The organism is Aliikangiella marina (assembly GCF_007004765.1).
GTDB classification, from domain to species: Bacteria; Pseudomonadota; Gammaproteobacteria; order Enterobacterales; family Kangiellaceae; genus Aliikangiella; species Aliikangiella marina.
Window position 1 is genome coordinate 1 of sequence record NZ_VIKR01000006.1, and the last position, 17794, is coordinate 17794.

At 41.4% G+C, this 17794-nt stretch carries 17 protein-coding genes and 1 rRNA gene; 10 read left to right on the forward strand and 8 right to left on the reverse strand.

From position 1 onward, the window contains the following. The first annotated feature begins 206 nt into the window (after positions 1–206). A 5S ribosomal RNA gene (gene rrf, locus FLL45_RS19600) occupies positions 207–322 on the forward strand. A gap of 469 nt (positions 323–791) precedes the next feature. Here rrf and FLL45_RS19605 read toward each other — a convergent pair. Beyond that, on the reverse strand, positions 792–1154 hold the full coding sequence (locus FLL45_RS19605) for a hypothetical protein (protein ID WP_142943763.1): 363 nt from the start codon (positions 1152–1154) through the stop codon (positions 792–794). Positions 1155–1278: 124 nt separating this feature from the next. Here FLL45_RS19605 and FLL45_RS19610 point away from each other — a divergent pair, with 124 nt between their 5' ends. After that, positions 1279–1578: a GIY-YIG nuclease family protein gene (locus tag FLL45_RS19610; RefSeq protein ID WP_142943764.1), complete on the forward strand. Its 300-nt coding sequence runs from the start codon at positions 1279–1281 to the stop codon at positions 1576–1578. After that, positions 1556–2119: a SprT-like domain-containing protein gene (locus tag FLL45_RS19615; protein ID WP_142943765.1), complete on the forward strand. Its 564-nt coding sequence runs from the start codon at positions 1556–1558 to the stop codon at positions 2117–2119. The genes FLL45_RS19610 and FLL45_RS19615 overlap by 23 nt, the downstream gene beginning before the upstream one ends. A 129-nt stretch (positions 2120–2248) precedes the next feature. On the opposite strand, the gene FLL45_RS19620 is transcribed toward FLL45_RS19615, so the two are convergent. Next, positions 2249–2560 (reverse strand): LysR family transcriptional regulator, encoded by a 312-nt coding sequence (locus FLL45_RS19620; protein WP_142943766.1) that lies wholly within the window; start codon positions 2558–2560, stop codon positions 2249–2251. 648 nt (positions 2561–3208) lie between these two features. On the opposite strand from FLL45_RS19620, the gene FLL45_RS19625 reads away from it, so the two are divergent. The 3 genes from FLL45_RS19625 to lysA are packed head-to-tail and all read left to right on the forward strand — an operon-like array spanning position 3209 to position 6676. Next, the gene (locus FLL45_RS19625; RefSeq protein WP_142943767.1) at positions 3209–4219 is read left to right on the forward strand and encodes an aspartate-semialdehyde dehydrogenase; all 1011 of its coding nucleotides are present in this window, start codon (positions 3209–3211) and stop codon (positions 4217–4219) included. Continuing rightward, positions 4216–5532 (forward strand): aspartate kinase, encoded by a 1317-nt coding sequence (locus tag FLL45_RS19630; RefSeq protein ID WP_142943768.1) that lies wholly within the window; start codon positions 4216–4218, stop codon positions 5530–5532. The genes FLL45_RS19625 and FLL45_RS19630 overlap by 4 nt, the downstream gene beginning before the upstream one ends. Continuing rightward, positions 5525–6676: a diaminopimelate decarboxylase gene (gene lysA, locus FLL45_RS19635; protein ID WP_142943769.1), complete on the forward strand. Its 1152-nt coding sequence runs from the start codon at positions 5525–5527 to the stop codon at positions 6674–6676. The genes FLL45_RS19630 and lysA overlap by 8 nt, the downstream gene beginning before the upstream one ends. Before the next feature lie 59 nt (positions 6677–6735). On the opposite strand, the gene FLL45_RS19640 is transcribed toward lysA, so the two are convergent. The 3 genes from FLL45_RS19640 to hutC form a co-directional block, all read right to left on the reverse strand. Next, positions 6736–8751 (reverse strand): urocanate hydratase, encoded by a 2016-nt coding sequence (locus FLL45_RS19640; protein WP_185964563.1) that lies wholly within the window; start codon positions 8749–8751, stop codon positions 6736–6738. 19 nt (positions 8752–8770) lie between these two features. Next, positions 8771–10273, reverse strand: a complete 1503-nt coding sequence (hutH, locus tag FLL45_RS19645; protein ID WP_142943771.1) for a histidine ammonia-lyase — start codon at positions 10271–10273, stop codon at positions 8771–8773. A gap of 65 nt (positions 10274–10338) precedes the next feature. Further along, positions 10339–11049: a histidine utilization transcriptional repressor HutC gene (hutC, locus tag FLL45_RS19650; protein ID WP_142943772.1), complete on the reverse strand. Its 711-nt coding sequence runs from the start codon at positions 11047–11049 to the stop codon at positions 10339–10341. Positions 11050–11224: 175 nt separating this feature from the next. Between hutC and hutG the strand changes: the two genes are divergently transcribed. From hutG to FLL45_RS19670, 4 genes are all read left to right on the forward strand, one after another. Continuing rightward, the gene (gene hutG / locus FLL45_RS19655; RefSeq protein WP_142943773.1) at positions 11225–12022 is read left to right on the forward strand and encodes an N-formylglutamate deformylase; all 798 of its coding nucleotides are present in this window, start codon (positions 11225–11227) and stop codon (positions 12020–12022) included. Between the two features lie 11 nt (positions 12023–12033). After that, the gene (locus FLL45_RS19660) at positions 12034–13269 is read left to right on the forward strand and encodes a cyclic di-GMP phosphodiesterase (RefSeq protein WP_142943774.1); all 1236 of its coding nucleotides are present in this window, start codon (positions 12034–12036) and stop codon (positions 13267–13269) included. Between the two features lie 34 nt (positions 13270–13303). Beyond that, entirely contained in the window at positions 13304–13807 is a 504-nt protein-coding gene (locus tag FLL45_RS19665) for a hypothetical protein (protein ID WP_142943775.1), read from the forward strand. A 449-nt stretch (positions 13808–14256) separates the two neighbouring features. Continuing rightward, the gene (locus FLL45_RS19670; RefSeq protein WP_142943776.1) at positions 14257–15420 is read left to right on the forward strand and encodes a choice-of-anchor H family protein; all 1164 of its coding nucleotides are present in this window, start codon (positions 14257–14259) and stop codon (positions 15418–15420) included. A gap of 50 nt (positions 15421–15470) precedes the next feature. On the opposite strand, the gene zapD is transcribed toward FLL45_RS19670, so the two are convergent. From zapD to FLL45_RS19685, 3 genes are read right to left on the reverse strand one after another with little or no spacing between them, the layout of a single operon-like run. Then, entirely contained in the window at positions 15471–16256 is a 786-nt protein-coding gene (zapD, locus tag FLL45_RS19675; protein ID WP_142943777.1) for a cell division protein ZapD, read from the reverse strand. A gap of 12 nt (positions 16257–16268) precedes the next feature. Then, positions 16269–16883: a dephospho-CoA kinase gene (coaE, locus tag FLL45_RS19680; RefSeq protein WP_142944074.1), complete on the reverse strand. Its 615-nt coding sequence runs from the start codon at positions 16881–16883 to the stop codon at positions 16269–16271. Between the two features lie 2 nt (positions 16884–16885). Continuing rightward, a complete protein-coding gene (locus FLL45_RS19685; protein WP_142943778.1) occupies positions 16886–17791 on the reverse strand; it encodes a prepilin peptidase in 906 nt (301 codons plus the stop codon). Between the last annotated feature and the right edge of the window lie 3 nt (positions 17792–17794).

Genomic DNA, 17794 nt, shown 5'->3' on the forward strand with positions numbered 1-17794 from the left:
GTGTGTAAGTGCTGTGAGGCATTGAGCTAACTGGTACTAATGATCCGTGTGGCTTGACCATATAACACCCAAGCGGTTTTATAGCTGTTAGAGTGATTATGTGAAGCGACTAGAATTGATAAGAAGATAAGATTATCTTTGCAAGCTTGACTCGTTAATCTTAATTGTGAACGTAAAGAATTAGGCAACCTGCCTTACAGGTTTTGCCTGGTGATATTAGCGAACGGGAACCACCTGACTCCATCTCGAACTCAGAAGTGAAAACGTTCAGCGCCGATGATAGTGTGGGGCTTCCCCATGTGAAAGTAGGTCAACGCCAGGCATTTAATTTAAGATAAAGCCCAGCCGAAAGGTTGGGCTTTTTCGTTTAGGAAGCCCCGTTTTTTTATTGTGTGGGACTTGCGAGGCGTCGCACCGCCCATGTGATAAATCTGCCGGGAGCAGATTTAAACAGCGGAGGAACGACGCTGGCCCGAAGGGTGGAGGGCAGGAAGCCCGGAATAAAGTAGGTCACAATCTGTTGCTCCTTCACAGACTGCATTCCGTCCATCCATGGACATAAACGCCAGGCCGAAACGTCGGACCGATTTAATTAAAGACAAAGCCCAGCCAAAAGGTTGGGCTTTTTTTATGCCTGGAAGGTTTAGGTATTGAGGATTAACCATTAACTTTTAGTATTATGGTTGAGTAGATTACTTATTGAGTAGCACTGAAAGAAGATAAAGAATATTGATAGAAACAAAAAAGCTCCATATAGGAGCTTAGTTCGAACCGGCAAATCCTTCAAAAGCTTACGGCATTTGAATTTGCGAGCCTCCACCTTGGCCTGGAACAACTATTTTGGATGCTTGCTCTCTTTGATATTCCTGAATTTCTTTCATGGTTTTTTCCATACTTTCTTGCGCTGCATCGCCAAACATTTCGATAGCGCCGGCCAAGCTTTCAGCTTCTAATTCAAAGTTTAGAGGAAGTGGGCCCGCTGGTGTCATCACTTGAGTTTGTCCAAAATAGGCGACTTTACGACTTGTATCTTGATTTCCTTCTGCGTCAACTGGCGTTAGTATTCTAATACTTCCTATTTTCTGATCGGTGATAACTTCTTCTTTGACTAAAGAGTCGATGTCTAACTTAATCTCTGGGAGTTCTTGACTCATACTTGGTTACTCTTAAAACAATAAAAATATCATTATAAATTACCCGAAGTTTAAATACTATGAAAGCGCTTGTCGGTATTAGAGGTGTGTGAGAGTATTTGTGTCAGTCTTTTATACATGAGTAATGGTTATTAGCTGGTTCATATATATCATCGAGGCACAAAATGGCAGTTTGTACACGGGAATCACAACTGACGTACAAAGAAGATGGCGAGAGCACCAAGGTATGGGAGCAAAGTCTGCTAAAGCTGCTAAGTTTTTTCGAACAAGTAAGCCGAAATCGATATTATATATAGAGCTGGCAAAAGATCGCTCTGAAGCAAGCAAGAAAGAAGCTCAGATCAAGAAGCTTACAAAGCAAAAGAAACTCGCATTAGTCAAATCGTCTGGAAATAAAATAAATGAATTCAAATTCAATCAATGAGTTGCTCGCACAGACTAAAGTTGAATTGCTCATTGATTCCATAAAAGCTCGTCTAATATCAGAATATCCATTCTTGAGGAACTGGTCAGTAGGGTTTGATAAAGCAAAACGTCGTGCTGGTGTTTGTAGGATTCATGAGAAACGAATCTCGATTAGTTTGTGGCACATTAAGCATAACTCTGAAGCGGTTTATACCGACACTATCTTACATGAATTCGCCCATGCGATTGCTTATGAGCTATATCAAGAGATTGGTCATGGTCCATTATGGAAATCTATCGCCAAAGATATTGGCGCCTTACCTAAATCAGTTGGTCGTTTCTCACTGCCGGGTGCACCATGGCAATTAGTTTGTTGTGACTTTATCAATGAATCAGTCGAACGAGTTGCTCCGAGGTTTCGGCGTAACAGCAAGATAAAAAACTATTATTTAAAAGGGAGACCAGAAACAGAAGGAAACTTATATTTTGTCTGTTCTGAAGAGTTAGCGCTGTTTGAAGAACGGCTAATGGAATTTCGAGAGATTTCGTTTTATCAGTAGATGACAACAAAGTGTTTTGGAAAGACAAAAACACAGCCGCGATTAATAATTCGAGATTTATTACCGGTTGAATAGAGTATTAATCATTCAAAAAGGTAATAAATCTCTTACTTTGTCACTAATCATATATTATGCTGCCGCGGAAAATTTCTGAATCGTAAGTGGTCTACGCTCAGGATTGACCGCATTTGAAAATTCTTTAATTTCATTGATTTGACTCATGATAGAAAAGGCTTTTTCAAGCACAACTCGACCTTCTTCAGTAATACCAATCAAATTTTTTCCATTTCTGGCAAATATCTGGATACCTAATTCATCTTCTAGCAAACGTAGCTGCTTGCTTACACCTGGCTGGGATGTGTAAAGCCGCTCGGATGCTTGAGTGATATTTAGTCCACTCTCCGCGATTGCTAAAATAAACCTGAGTTGTTGTAGTTTCATTTTTTTGGTTCCTTCTGTCGTTAGTATCTAAAGTTAAGGTTAGTTTTTTGGTAAATATTCAGAGCAAAAAAAAACGCCACTTAGTTGACTGAGTGGCGTTTTTCGAGAATTCTCTTTTAAACTTGCGTCAAGTGGACGCCACCCAGTCTCTATGTTTTTTGGTAAAGAGCATGTGCTTAAACATAGAGATTAACCACGCACATGCACCCGAGTTCACAGGCTTAATAATGCTTGCGACTGCTGTCATGTATTGATATGTGGTCGGTTGAGTGTTCATCGTCTTAATTCGTGTTTGTCTTAAATAATTTTTTTAATCGCTATATAAATTAAAGATTGCTTCTAATAAAGTTATACAATTGTTGGCCCAATGCCTTAGTTACCGCAAGTTATATCACTGCCGGTTTTAGGACGTCAAGCACAGTTAAATAACGAAAAGTTATATTGTTAATGTTTTGTTTGTTCGGCATAACGAAAAATTATGCGTTTTATCGCTATCTTTGCTATATCCTAGCGCGCGGATTTTAAGCATTTTGATACAATCGAGCAGGTGTAAGCGAGTTCAAAAAATGTTCTCCAGCGAAACACAATGCTATAATCCACACGTTTTTATATACTTAAACTCAATACAAATCAAAGGCTTATTTAGAAATGACTCGTTATAACGTTACCATTGTTGGTGCAACTGGTGCTGTTGGCCAGGAGCTGATTCGAATTCTTGCGCTTCGCGAGTTTCCAATTAAAAAGATAACGTTACTCGCTTCTAAACGCTCTGCAGGTAAAAAAGTTGAATCAGCGTTAGGTGAGCTGACGATCGAAGCATTTTCGATTGATAAGTTTGAGAATCAGGACTTCGTGTTTTTTGCGACAAATGGCGATCATGCAAAAGAGTTTGCTCCTCACGCCGCGGCAAAAGGTGCCGTTGTAATCGACAACTCGAGTGCCTTTAGACTAGATGAGGACGTACCGCTCGTCGTCCCAGAGGTAAATCCCAAGGCCGCTTTCCAACACCAAGGGATCATTGCTAATCCAAATTGTTCCACTATCCAGATGGTTGTTGCGCTCAATCCGATACATCAATATTCAAGGATTAAGCGAATTGTTGTATCAACCTATCAAGCTGTTTCAGGGGCTGGTCAAGAAGCAATTACCGAATTGATGACGCAATTGAAAGCAGTCATCAACAACGAGCCTGCTCAGGTTGAACAATTTACCAAACAAATAGCGTTAAACGTAATCCCGCATATCGATGTGTTCCAGGAAAACGGCTACACCAAAGAAGAAATGAAGATGGTTAAAGAGTCGTGGAAAATTTTTGATGATCCCGATATCAAGATAAGCGCTAATTGTGTTCGAGTTCCCGTTATTAGAGCCCATTCTGAGGCGATTAACATTGAGACGGATTCCTATGTTGGCGAGGCCAAGGCAAGAGCGCTTTTAGAAGCGGCTCAAGACATTACTGTCATCGATGAACGTGAGAACGGTGGCTATCCAACTCCATTAGAAGTCTCCGAGAAAATGGATACCTATGTCGGACGAATTCGCGAGGATATTTCCTGTGAAAATGGGCTTGCTCTTTGGTGCGTTGCCGATCAACTATGGAAAGGCGCTGCGCTCAACGCGGTTCAAATAGCTGAATTGTTAGTTAGGGGCGAGCAATGAAAGTTTTAAAGTTTGGAGGGACTTCGCTTGGTGATGCCGGGCGGATGAAAAATGTTGCCGAAATCGTAAGTCGACAAGGCCGTGTTGTCGTCGTTCTGTCGGCGATTGCCGGCACAACGGATTCTTTGGTAAAGATAGCGGAAGCCTACAAACACGGTGAGCTGAATCAAGTCAAATCGATAGTTGAAGTTTTGTTAAAACATTATCAAAGGTATGTCGATAACCTATTTGAGCAAGAGAGCAACAAGCAAACAGCAATGACTTTTGTTGAGTCTCAATTTGCCGAGCTAGTCGAGGCAAACATCGAAACAGCGACTAGTGCGATAGAGTTTCATATTCTAGCTAAAGGTGAAGTCATTTCAACTGAGCTTTTTGCACTTTATTGCGAAGAAAATGGTTTGAATGCCAAACTACTTTATTCGTTAGACTTTCTTCGTTTGACTCAAGAGAACTCTCCTGATGAAGCGTATTTGTCCGAGCACCTTAATCGGATCTTAACTGGTCATGAAAACACGGATATTTTTGTCGCTCAAGGGTTTATTTGCCGTAACGCATTTGGTGAAGTTTCGAACTTAAAACGCGGTGGAAGTGATTATTCCGCTTCTCTTTTTGGCGCTGCGATTAATGCCCAAGAAGTGCAGATTTGGACCGACATTGATGGAATGCATAACAATGACCCTCGATTCGTTAAAAATACCACACCAATTCGAGAGCTTTCTTTTGATGAAGCTGCGGAGCTAGCATATTTTGGTGCGAAGATTCTTCACCCAAGTTCGATTAAGCCCGCTCGACGAAAAAATATTCCAGTGAGGCTATTAAATACTTTACAGCCGGATGCAACTGGTACGTTGATTTCTAGCGAATCTAATAATGCGAATATAAAAGCGGTTGCCGCAAAAAGTGGGATAACGGCGATTAAAATTCGTTCCAGTGAGATGTTGCAAGCGCCGGGTTTTTTGCGTCGAGTATTTGAAGTATTTGAACTGTATCATACTTCTATTGATGTCATTACCACTTCAGAAGTTGCCGTTTCAGTGACCATTGATGATACTACTTATCTCGAATCTATCGTTAAGACGCTTAACGAGTTTGGCAATGTGGACGTGGATGAGAATTTAAGTATTATTTGTGTTGTTGGCGATTTTGTCGCAGAGAGTACGGGGATTGCGTCAAGAGTTATTCGAGCGCTTGAAGCATTTCCAATTCGAATGATCTCATATGGTGGTAGTGCCCATAACATTACATTATTGATTTCTGAAGATGTCAGAGTAAAAGCCTTACAAGCTTTACATGAGGGGTTGTTCGATGTTTAGTCAAGATTTAGTTGAACAATTTAAATTGCGAGAAACCCCATTCTATCACTACGATTTAACTCGACTACGCGAGACGATTAAAGTGGTAAAAAGTTTTGCTCAAGAATATGACTTTGATATTCACTATGCAGTTAAAGCGAATAGCAATGAGCCGATTTTACAAGAAATTAATCAAGCTGGCTTTGGCGCTGATTGTGTCAGTGGCAACGAAGTAAAACTTGCCGCTAAAGTTGGTTTTGCACCCCAAAGCATATTATTTGCAGGTGTTGGTAAAACGGATAAAGAAATTAACGAAGCATTAGCAATTGGGATTAAGGCATTTAATTGCGAATCAGTCCAAGAAATTGAAGTAATCAACGAGTTGGCTGAAAAGGCTAATCAGATTGCCGAAATTTCGCTGCGGATCAATCCAAATGTGGATGCCAAGACTCATAAATATATTACCACGGGCTTAGACGAAAATAAGTTCGGGATCAACCAGATCGACTTACCTGAGCTAGTGACACGAATCAAAGACTTTAAGCATATTTCGCTAACCGGCTTACATTTTCATATCGGCTCGCAAATTACGGATATGAAAGTTTTTCAAGGTCTGTGCTTACGCGTCAATGAAATTCAGAACTGGTTTACCGATCATGGCATTCATATCGAGCATTTAAATCTCGGAGGAGGGCTTGGTATCGATTATTTGCAGCCTGACGAAAAAGCTATTCCAGATTTCGAAACCTACTTTAATATTTTTCATCAGTTTCTTGAGCGGAAACCGGATCAAAAAGTTCATTTTGAGTTAGGGCGCTCAATCGTCGCACAGTGTGGTAATTTGATCTCTCGAGTTGTTTATGTCAAGACAGGTATCAATACTAATTTTGCAATAGTAGATGCGGGCATGACTGAGTTGATGAGACCGGCCTTGTATCAAAGTTATCATCAAATCGATAACTTGACCTCGCATAGTGATCTCAGGGACTACGATGTCGTTGGACCCATTTGTGAATCAACCGATTGTTTTGGAAAATCGGTGGCACTACCGGAAACATCACGTGGCGATATCATTGCTATTCGTAGTGCTGGAGCTTATGGTGAAGTAATGCGATCACAGTATAATTTGAGAGATCATCATGAAGCTTTTTATAGTCAACTATAATAAGCAGAAAAATAAAAAGGGCCGAGAGGCCCTTTTTGCTGTTACATTAATAGTAAGCGTTAATTATTAAACAATTCGTCGAGAAGCTCGTTATCGACTTGATTAGCGAGTGTCACTTTGAGTTTTGGGGTTCTTTCCATTTCTCGCTTAATAGCAAAATTGGCTTCTTTGTTTCTAGCCCAGCTTCGTCTCGCGATCCCGTTATTAACATCAAAAAACAACATTGTCTTAAGTCGGCGCTCAGCATCAGGACTACCATCCAGCAGCATGCCAAATCCACCATTGGTGACCTCTCCCCAACCGACACCACCACCGTTGTGAATTGAAACCCAGGTTGCACCTCGAAAACTATCCCCAATTACGTTGTGAATAGCCATGTCAGCTGTAAAACGACTTCCATCATAAATATTCGAAGTTTCACGAAATGGTGAGTCCGTTCCACTCACATCATGGTGATCGCGGCCGAGAACAACCGGACCAATTTCTCCCCGATTGATAGCATCATTGAACGCTTGGGCTATTTCCATTCGGCCTTGCGCATCGGCATACAATATTCTCGCTTGTGAACCAACAACTAATTGGTTTTGTTTCGCGTCGTTGATCCAAGTAATGTTATCTTGCATTTGTTGTTGAATTTCTTCGGGGGATTCTTGCATGATCTTGTTTAAAACTTTCGCCGCAATGAGATCGGTTTTATCCAAATCTGCAGAGTTTCCTGATGCACAAACCCAACGGAAAGGGCCGAAACCATAATCGAAGCACATTGGTCCGAGAATGTCTTGCACATATGAAGGATATTTGAAATCGATTCCATTTTCAGCCATAACATCAGCGCCTGCACGTGATGCTTCGAGCAGAAATGCATTACCATAATCGAAAAAATAAGTCCCTTTTGCGGTATGGTTATTTACGGCTGCAGCATGACGTCTCAGAGATTCTTGTACCTTGACTTTAAAGGCGTCCGGCTCTTCTCGAATCAATCGGTTTGATTCTTCATAGCTTACATCGACCGGGTAATAGCCTCCAGACCATGGGTTGTGTAATGAAGTTTGATCAGAGCCGAGGTGGACAAAGATATCTTGTTCGTAAAAATTTTCCCAAACATCCACTACGTTACCAATATAGGCAATAGAAACTACTTGGCTTTTTGCTTGCGCTTCTTTTACTCGTTCGATGAGCGAGTCCATATCATCAATTAACTCATCAACCCACCCTTGTTGATGACGCTTAATCGCCGCTTTAGGATTCACCTCTGCACAGACCGTAATGCAATTGGCAATATTGCCAGCTTTGGGTTGTGCGCCACTCATACCGCCCAAGCCGGCGGTTAGAAATATTTTTCCAGCAGGACTTTCGCCTTTGTTTAATACTTTACGAAATGCATTCATCACGGTGATTGTTGTGCCATGAACAATCCCTTGAGGGCCGATATACATAAATGAACCGGCGGTCATTTGGCCATATTGAGTAACGCCAAGCGCATTAAATTTTTCCCAATCGTCAGGTTTGGAGTAGTTTGGAATCATCATGCCATTGGTAACCACAACTCGAGGGGCTTCCTCAGAAGAGGGGAACAGTCCCATTGGGTGGCCTGAATACAAATGCAATGTTTGATCTTTTTCCATTTCGCTCAAGTATTTCATGGTTAATAGATACTGAGCCCAGTTCTGAAAAACAGCGCCGTTACCGCCATAAGTAATCAGCTCTTCGGGATGTTGTGCTACCGCCGGATCAAGATTATTGTCTATCATTAACATAATCGCTGCCGCTTGTTGACATTTGGTGGGGTAATCCGATAAAGCGCGCGCTTTCATTAGATAGTTCGGCTTAAAACGGTACATATAAATCCGACCGAACTCATTCAGTTCGTGTGCAAATTCATGAGCTAATTCCTTGTGCCATTCTTTTGGAAAGTAGCGAAGCGCATTTCTTACAGCCAATTGTTTTTCTGCAGACGAAAGAATATCTTTACGCTTAGGCGCTCTATTAGCATCCGCAGGATAAGGTTTAGCTTGCGGAAGTTGTTTCGGGATACCTTGCTGGATTTGCGCTTGGAAAGTTATGTTAGACTCCATGGTCATTCTCTCCCTCTATTTATTGGCTAATGTTTACTTTAAATGCTTGCGATTTAACTAACTGAATCATAATGTCGATATCAGGCTTTAATAAGCGATCTTCTTCTAATTTAGCTACATGACGCCTAATTAATGAGAAGTTTTCTTCAACGATTTCTGAGCAAGTATTAGGACGTCTAAACTCGATGGCTTGAGCTGCATACATGAGTTCTATCGCGAGAATTTTTTCTAAATTTCCTAAAATTTGATTGAGCTTTCGACCAGAAATACTTCCCATAGAAACATGGTCTTCTTGACCCATTGAAGTCGGCACGCTGTCGGCAGAAGGCGGGAAGCACAAGGATTTGTTTTCCGTTACCAGCGCTGCTGTTGCGTATTGCGGAATCATCATGCCTGAATTGAGTCCGCCTGAAGTGGTTAAAAGACGCGGCAGGCCATGTAAGCCTTCCAACATCAAATAGCAGCGCCTGTCAGCAATGTTACCAAGCTCAGCGGCGGCAATCGATGCGTAGTCTAGAACCATTGCTAGCGGTTGGCCATGAAAACTACCACCCGAGATTGCTTCTTCACTACTAATCACAATCGGATTGTCGGTGACTGAATTCATTTCTATTTCGGCTAACTCTAAGAGGTGAGCGTAGGCGTTTCGAGATGCCCCATGCACTTGCGGAATACAGCGCAGCGAATAAGGGTCTTGTACCCGATCGCAATCAGTATGCGCTGACATATTTTGCGAGCCATCGAAGAATGTCCACAGCCGACTAGCAACCTCCACATTGCCTCTAAATGGACGAGTCGCGTGTAACTCCGCTCTAAAAGGTTGCTTGCTGCCTTGCATACCTTCGATACTCATAGCACCTGCCATGTCGGCAAGGTCTAATAAATAACGCATTTTTGTGAGGGCAGTGATTGCGTGTGCGAGGATAAATTGGGTACCGTTGATAAGTGCTAGACCTTCTTTCGCGTGAAGCTCAAGCGGCGCTAATTGATATGCTTTCAATAGTTGGCTGGCAGGAACGCGTTGCTCGTTGTGCCAAAACTCGCCTTCTCCGATAAGTGGCAAAAATAAGTGTGATAAAGGCGCTAAATCACCTGAAGCGCCGACCGAGCCTTGTTCCGGGACAACTGGGATAATATCGTGCTCAATAAACGTGAGCATTCTTTCTACAACTTCCAAACGGATCCCAGAAAATCCCTGACTCAATGCATGAACTTTGGTTATTAGCATGAGTTTGGAAATCGCTTTGTCGATCGGTTCACCGACGCCAACGGCGTGAGTGATGAGTAGATTTTTTTGTAATATATGAGTCTCTTCGGGGGAAATTTGAGTATCACACAAAGGCCCAAACCCCGTATTAATTCCATAAACGGCTTTATCTGAATTAGCCATTGCTTCAACATTTTGGCGACTCTCGTTAATTTTATTTTTCGCCTGATCGCAAAGTTCTGCTTTGATACTTCCGTTTGCAATTTGGTTAACAATATCAAGACTGAGATGGTCAACACCGTATCTAAATATCATTTTAAGTTCCTCATTTGAAATGTTTTATACTCTTCAAAAGCGCTTATCATGAAGAGTTTTTATAGCTAGACGGTCTTAAATTTAGTACCTAGGCGATATCGCTTTCCAGGGTGATAGAGCCTTGCGAAACTAACAAGCTGGTTATGGCACCAAGTTTTACGTTCTACAAATAACACCGCTTCATCAAAATCTAATTTAAGTAGGTGACGAATGTCTTTGTCACCGATAATGGCTTCTACTTGATGTTCTGCTTCTGTGACCGGTGCGATGGATGATAAATATTCACTCGGGGTTATTTCGGCAAAGCTTTGCTGGTGATAATCAGGCGCAATTTCACTATTAACCCATCGGTACTCTAATTGAATGGGATGATCGTCTTGAAAGTGCAAAAGCTGAGAATGTTCACACTTATCGCCGTGATTTAAACCCAGTTTTTTTTCAATTTCCGCCGATACAGCTCTTCTTTCGCAGAGGAGCAATTGAGCGTGATGCTCATGACCTTGTTCGCGAATTTCTGAGGCGATACTGCGAATTTGGATTAAAGATGACTGCTGTTTTTCTTCTGCGACAAAGCTGCCTTTGCCTTTGACTCGCACCAAGGTACCTTCATGATAAAGCTCTTGTAATGCGCGTCTAGCAGTCATTCGACTTACTTTGCAAAGGTCGACGAGTTCGTTTTCGGAGGGAACACGCTCTCCCGCAGACCAAAGCTGCTGACTGATGCCATCTAAAATGTAAGACTTAACTTGGCGATATCGCGGGTCATTTTTCTTCATCAAGATATTATGCTATCTTTAAGTTGTATATACAAGTCGAATTTGGCAAAGTTTGATTGAATGAAGCTCTCGCATAACTCATAGCGAAGTCTTGGATTAATTGCTGGGCCTGCCTTAACCTGCGCTACTTTTTTGGGTTAAGTGTCAGATTAGAAATAAGTTTGGACGGTCATAAATGAAGATCTTTAATTATATCGAGGGGGAGCTACCCATTCTTATCTCGATCCCTCACAACGGCGCACGCATACCACCGCAAGTGGCTGCCAAAATGCGGCCAGCCGCCTTAACGTCGGTAGATAGCGATTGGCATTTGGACAGGCTTTATCAATTTGCGGGTGATATGGGATGTCACTTTTTGATACCAGAGTTTTCGCGCTATGTTATTGATTTAAATCGGTCTAGTCATGATGACTCATTGTATCCCGGTGCGGATGTTCCAGGATTATGCCCCATCAATCAATTTGATTATCAGCCAATTTATCGTGATGGAGGTGAGCCTAATGTCGATGAAATTGCACGAAGAGTGGAGACTTATTGGCGACCTTATCATGATAAATTAAGCGAAACGCTCCAATCGTTAAGTTCTCGTTTTGGTTACGTCTTGTTGTTTGAAGCGCACTCGATTCAGTCTCAAGTACCGAGATTTTTCGAAGGAGTATTACCGGATTTTAATTTTGGCAATTTTGATGAGAAAAGCAGCTCTGAGGGATTGACGCAATTAGTTAAGGATTGGCGACCGGAGGGGTATAGTAAAGTTTTTAACCAGCGATTCAAAGGGGGGTACATCACTCGCCACTATGGAGAGCCTTTAAAAAACATTGATAGCTTGCAGTTAGAACTTTCACAAGCCACTTATATGAATGAGAGTACATTGGAGTACGATAATGTCAAAGCCGGTAAAGTACAGTTGCAATTAGGAAGTTTGTTCCAGTCATTAGCACAATTTGTCCGCGAAAAAACTAAAAACGACTAAACTTAAAAGTGATGAAGCATTTAAAAAGAGTCAAAGTGTTTAGCGAGGATCTACAATCAGGGATGTTTGTGGCTGAACTCGATCGTGACTGGAGTGAAAGTAGCTTTTTACTCCAAGGTTTTGTTATTGAAGGACCTGAGGATGTCGAGGAAGTCAAAAAACAATGCGAGTTTGTTTATGTTGATTTTCGCAGCGATGAAGAGTTTAAACACTACAAATTAAAAACGACTCGGTCGACCAGCTATAAGCAATCACTCGAAGGGCAAAGCTTTGATGCGGGTTATAACTTACGAGCCAAACTGAAACCTGCTTTATCGCGAAGGCGCAAATCTAGCCGCCTTATGAAAGGTGTTTTAGATAAAATAATGTTGGGTGAAGACTTTGACATTCAAGGAGTTAAAGACTCTGTAAAGGACAACGTCAAACAAGTGCTTGAGAACGAAGAGGCCATGCTGATGATGACGATGCTCAAAAGCGCTAATGAAGACATAGCAGAGCATGCACTTAATGTCAGTATCTTAGCTATTGGATTTGCCCAAGCTTTAGGACTCAGTCAGACACAATTAGAAGATGTTGGCATGTCGGCTTTATTGCATGATATTGGTCAAATGAGAGTTGACCAAAAAGTGATCAGAAAGCAAGGAAAGCTAAATCAAAATGAAAGGATGGAGGTTGTTAAACATACTCAATTTGGTTTCGATCTATTATCGGCCAAACGCGATTTGACTCCCTCTTGCATTGACGTCGCTTTATCGCATCATGAGCGTCTGAGTGGACAGGGATATCCTCGGGGCTTAAAGGGTGATCAAATATCCAAAATAGTTCGTCTGGTTAGCATCATAGATGTATTTGATTCCTTGACCAGTCATCAATCATATCGAAAAGGGTTAAGCGTGATGGAAGCCTACAAGGTCCTAATGGCTGGAAAGGGCACGCACTTTGATGAGAATATGGTACTTAAGTTTATAGAGTGGCGTAGTATCTATCCGCCAGGTTCGATTGTCGAAATGGAAAGTGGTGAAGTGGGGATTGTTGTCAAAACCAATCAACAACATAAACTTAAGCCGAGAGTTTTATTGGTTCTTGATGAATACAAACAGCCACGTCGAGAACGCATGGTCGATTTAGCTAAATTCGATCTTGATCCTGAGTCTAAACCTTATAAAATAATCAAAGCCTTCGAAAATTCAGCATTTGGTATAGATTTACAAGACTATGCTGAGAAAGGCTTGAAAATTCATACCTAGTCATTTTACCCCTTATTTCCCGGAATTAATAATTATGAGTGGTGTTTTACAAGAAATGCTTGTATTGCTATCTGAAGAAGATAGAGCGGCCTTTGAGCAACTCGCTCAAAAAATGAAGCAAGTCAATGGTGATGTTTCATTGTTGTCTGTGGAAGACAGACAAATGATCCAATTAATGGAGGCAAAATACGGCGAGCAGATTAATCAAACTCATAACAAGGCTAACCAGTTTGAGAACTTTGATATTTTAGAGTTACCGTTTGCGCAACATGTTAGGCAGTTATTAGCACGTGATTTAGGAGAGAAATATCCTACCGAAGAGGATGCTGTTCGGTTTGCTTTCGAAAACAAATGGTTACCGGTCGATTGCCAAGATCAAAATCTTGTCGCTGAGTTGTATGAACGCTTTGGTGAAGATATCAAAGAGATGAATCAGTGGCGAAATGAGATGGTTGAAACACAATCAGATCCAAAAATGGCTTTGGGATTGGCGTGGTTTATGATTATTTTTAAATTAAATGAAAGGCTCAATGGCTAAAGCATTAACAACCTTAACGTTATAATTATATGTGCCAATGAGCTTGTTCTCTCATTAATTGACTATGCCAGCCAGCACTGGTTTTAGTGTTAGAACTTCGAGGCTACTTTTACAATAAAAATGCCGATAATATTGATACTCGGCATTATCAATACTTATTATTTAATCCGGCTTTCCATTTTGACTCTCCAAAACAGCTCGCCTTATCGTTTCAATCGTTTTGGCCTTAGCTGACGCTGCCATTTTAACTGTTGTTACTCGATAACCAGTGCAAGCCGAGACACCCGAGCAATATTGTCACAAACCACCTTAAGCTGCAGAGGCACCATCAATTGATATCTTTCTGTGTTTGAAGCGTATCTGCTTTAACGTTAACGATAGAGCGATTCAGTTTTGATTCATTTACAACATGGTTTAATAGGCTCAACGTCAATAAACGGATACTGATTATGAAAATTGTTATTGCTTTGATAGCTTTGTTTGCGAGTTTTTCTATTTTCGCCGCGAGTGACGCTCAGTCAAAAAGAGTTGAATCGTTACCCAAAGCGAGTGTTTCAAGCGCTAAGATTGATGAGACCAAGATTATCAAAAAATCGTCAGAGGGCGTTAAATTGACGCGCCGAACTCAGGAAAAAGTAAAACGGCCAGAAAGTCTAAAAACGCAAGTTAAAACATCAAAGAAGCAACGTCCTTTGGCGCTAGAACAATCAAAAAATGCCTATGCCTATAGTATTTATGATGCCTGGACAACGCTAGAGTTCGATTATGATGGCGACGGTTATTTTAGTGAGTTTACCGTAACATTTGATGTCGATAATTCCGGCGGTTACTCGGATATCTATGCCGAAATGTATTTAAGTCGCGATGGTGGTCCCTGGATCCATTTAAATACTACCGAAGTGTTTACAATTTACGGTAACGATAGTGATGCTTACAGTGTGACTACCTTGCTTAATTATGATTTTCCAACAGGCTATTACGACCTTGTTATCGATGTTTATGAGGCGGGTTACACCGGTATTGTAGCCACCGCAGGGCCCGCTGACTTTTATGGACTACAAAGTTTGCCTTTAGAAGATGATGAGCATGAGCTGAGTAGTAACGATACCCAAATTAGCTATGTTGCTTCAACCATTGCTGACGACTTTGATAGAGATGGTTTTTTTACAGCACTCACGCTTGAGTATGATATTGATACTTTAGATGCTGGGAGACTAGTATACAGTGAGGTCGACCTGACGAATGTTGATACTTTTGAGCGAGTCACGCTTGCGACAGAAGATTATTTTGTCGGTAATCAAACAGAATTCTTAGATTTAATTTTGGAGACTGGTTATCAGGCTGGGTGGTACGACATTGAAATTAGAGTCGTTGACAGTGTTACCGGTGAAGTTATTGCCAATGCCGCACAAGAGTTCGCTGGACTGATTCAATTGCCTTTGGAGTCGATTAACTATGATAACTTCGTCGATAACCCAGTCGTTAATCAAGGTGATGTCTATGTTGGAGATGCGGTTATCGTTCATGAAAGCGGAGGTGGTTCTTTTGGCTGGATGCTGCTTGCATTATTTGGATTGATACCGGTTAGAAGAAAGTTAGTGAATAAACATTAACCCCGTAGAGTACACCAATAAAAAAAGGCGCTTGTAGCGCCTTTTTTATGTTATTGGCAACAAGCCAGTTGAAAAGCAATTGGTCTTTGAATGGGGGTTTTACGATGTTGTTCATTAAAAACCATAAAGTGAATATTGCTGCGATGTCGGCCGCAACTAAAATCGGGAAAAATTTTTGACTGGGCATCAAGTTTAAGTCTAAGCAACTGTAATGGTGTCTCAGTCGTTTCAATCATAAAAGAACCCAGCGGTGCAGATTCATTGGTCCAGTGACCAGACTCTCGGATTATTCTTAGAATAACGTCAATACTGGTCTTGACGCCTTTTATTTCCTCTAACCAGGAATTAAATTGAGTGACCCTCTCTTCTAGTGGAGCATTGAGAAATAAAAATAAATCAGGACAATCAAATGAACAGGCACCCCCTGGAATACTAGAACGATATTTGACCGCTTCAATAAATGGGTCCTTGCGAATTTTATCGCCAAATTTACCTTCATAGTTAAGAACCCATGCGTGAAGCTGCTTAATCTGTTTGAGGAAGTTTTCCAACTTACTTAAATCCACATCAGGGCTTTTGCTTAAAATTGAAAACTGATCTTGGAGTCGTGCGAGCTCTTTGATAAGTTCTGAGCGAGTATCACCACGCTCTAAGATTTCTAGAATTTCAAAGAAGATTTTAAGCGCATGCAAATGGCTTTCGCCATTTGAGGCTTTAACATTGCGAGAATAATGCTTAAAAAGCGTTTCCAACCTTAAAAAGCCGCGAACGTTTTCTTTTAAGGGATATTCATATAGGAGAAATTCAGATTTGCTTGTCAGATTATTGTCCGTCACTGGCGCTCCATGCTAGCTCTTGGCCAAACCTAAGTAATGATTATGAAGCAGCTTTACTTGAGATTCAAGATGGCTTAAGTCGAGGTTATTATCGATAACATCGTCAGCTAATTTCAATTTTTGCTCGCGAGTCGATTGGCTATTAATGATTCTCAAAGCATGTGCTCGGTCAACTTTGTCTCTGCTTATGATTCGACTGATTTGGGTCGCTTCGCTCACATCAACAACTAAAACTCTGTCGATAACTTGTTTCAGATGAAGAGGAATTGTACCGTCTTCTTTGATCAGCAATGGAATATCGAGAATCACATAAGGCGAGCGCGCTTGAGAAAGCTGTTTTTTTATTTCAGCTGCTACTTTGGGATGCGTAAAATCATTTAGCCATTTCAGTGCTTCAGGAGAGCTAAACACAATACTTCCGAGCGCTTTTCGGTCGAGTTCACCAGTTGCAATGAATATCGAGTCTCCAAACCGTTCTCTGAGGTCTTTGAGAAGCGGTGAGTCTGCTTTGAACAAATCTCTAGCGATTTTGTCAGCATCTATGATGGTTATTTGGCGTGATGCAAACAGACCACTGACAGTGGATTTGCCAGAAGCGATTCCTCCTGTTAACCCTATTTTAAGCAAGGTTACTTCAATCCTGCGAGAGAAAGGTAGTTTTGTAGAATGACATCGCCCCACAAAAAGGTAATCCATCCCGCTGCCGCTAGATAGGGGCCGAAAGGAATTTTAGTTTGTGAGTCTTTATGTTGAAAAGCAATCATTGCTCCGCCAATTATTGCTCCAACACCTGCCGATAAAATAATGACTACGCCAAGCTGTTGCCAGCCTACCAAAGCGCCAATCGCAGCGAGCAGTTTAAAATCGCCGTAACCCATTCCTTCTTTGCCGGTTAGTAGTTTAAATAACCAGTAAATACTCCATAGACATAGGTATCCAGCGGCCGCACCGATGAGTGCGTCAGTTAGAGGTATATAGACTTCAAATATTGCGATAACCAGTGCTAGCCACAATAACGGTAAGGTCATGGTATCTGGCAGTATCTGATGGTCTATATCGATAAAGCTCATTGAAATAAAGTAGGCGGTTACCAATAGGGCGACTAAAAGAGGGTAGCCGAAGCCAAAATGATAAGCACACAAGCCGAATGTTAATCCCGTGATAACTTCAATTACAGGATATCGAATTGAAATCGGTGTTTTACAGTTTCGACATTTTCCTTTCAAGAACAAATAACTAATAATTGGAATATTTTCAATTGCGGTAATTTTATGACCGCATTTAGGGCATGCAGATCGCGGAACAACAAGATTAAACTTTTCCGGTTGTTTATCGATTGGCTCTTTGGGCGGAATAAGAGAAAAACCCCTTTCTTGGAGAACGTCCTTCGCCATCGATTCCCATTCCCGAAATAGCATAATTGGGTAGCGAAAAATCACGACGTTTAAGAAACTTCCCAGCAGCAAACCAAATACAATACAGGTTCCGGTCAATACCACTGGAAAGGCCTGAAAAACGGCAACAATATCATTCATAAA

What these genes read in the sequence shown, in the direction of transcription:
- FLL45_RS19605 (WP_142943763.1), bottom strand. Translation starts at nt 1,154, where the DNA reads ATGAGTCAAGAACTCCCAGAGATTAAGTTAGACATCGACTCTTTAGTC.
- FLL45_RS19610 (WP_142943764.1), top strand. Translation starts at nt 1,279, where the DNA reads ATGGTTATTAGCTGGTTCATATATATCATCGAGGCACAAAATGGCAGT.
- FLL45_RS19615 (WP_142943765.1), top strand. Translation starts at nt 1,556, where the DNA reads ATGAATTCAAATTCAATCAATGAGTTGCTCGCACAGACTAAAGTTGAA.
- FLL45_RS19620 (WP_142943766.1), bottom strand. Translation starts at nt 2,560, where the DNA reads ATGAAACTACAACAACTCAGGTTTATTTTAGCAATCGCGGAGAGTGGA.
- FLL45_RS19625 (WP_142943767.1), top strand. Translation starts at nt 3,209, where the DNA reads ATGACTCGTTATAACGTTACCATTGTTGGTGCAACTGGTGCTGTTGGC.
- FLL45_RS19630 (WP_142943768.1), top strand. Translation starts at nt 4,216, where the DNA reads ATGAAAGTTTTAAAGTTTGGAGGGACTTCGCTTGGTGATGCCGGGCGG.
- lysA (WP_142943769.1), top strand. Translation starts at nt 5,525, where the DNA reads ATGTTTAGTCAAGATTTAGTTGAACAATTTAAATTGCGAGAAACCCCA.
- FLL45_RS19640 (WP_185964563.1), bottom strand. Translation starts at nt 8,751, where the DNA reads ATGGAGTCTAACATAACTTTCCAAGCGCAAATCCAGCAAGGTATCCCG.
- hutH (WP_142943771.1), bottom strand. Translation starts at nt 10,273, where the DNA reads ATGATATTTAGATACGGTGTTGACCATCTCAGTCTTGATATTGTTAAC.
- hutC (WP_142943772.1), bottom strand. Translation starts at nt 11,049, where the DNA reads ATGAAGAAAAATGACCCGCGATATCGCCAAGTTAAGTCTTACATTTTA.
- hutG (WP_142943773.1), top strand. Translation starts at nt 11,225, where the DNA reads ATGAAGATCTTTAATTATATCGAGGGGGAGCTACCCATTCTTATCTCG.
- FLL45_RS19660 (WP_142943774.1), top strand. Translation starts at nt 12,034, where the DNA reads ATGAAGCATTTAAAAAGAGTCAAAGTGTTTAGCGAGGATCTACAATCA.
- FLL45_RS19665 (WP_142943775.1), top strand. Translation starts at nt 13,304, where the DNA reads ATGAGTGGTGTTTTACAAGAAATGCTTGTATTGCTATCTGAAGAAGAT.
- FLL45_RS19670 (WP_142943776.1), top strand. Translation starts at nt 14,257, where the DNA reads ATGAAAATTGTTATTGCTTTGATAGCTTTGTTTGCGAGTTTTTCTATT.
- FLL45_RS19685 (WP_142943778.1), bottom strand. Translation starts at nt 17,791, where the DNA reads ATGAATGATATTGTTGCCGTTTTTCAGGCCTTTCCAGTGGTATTGACC.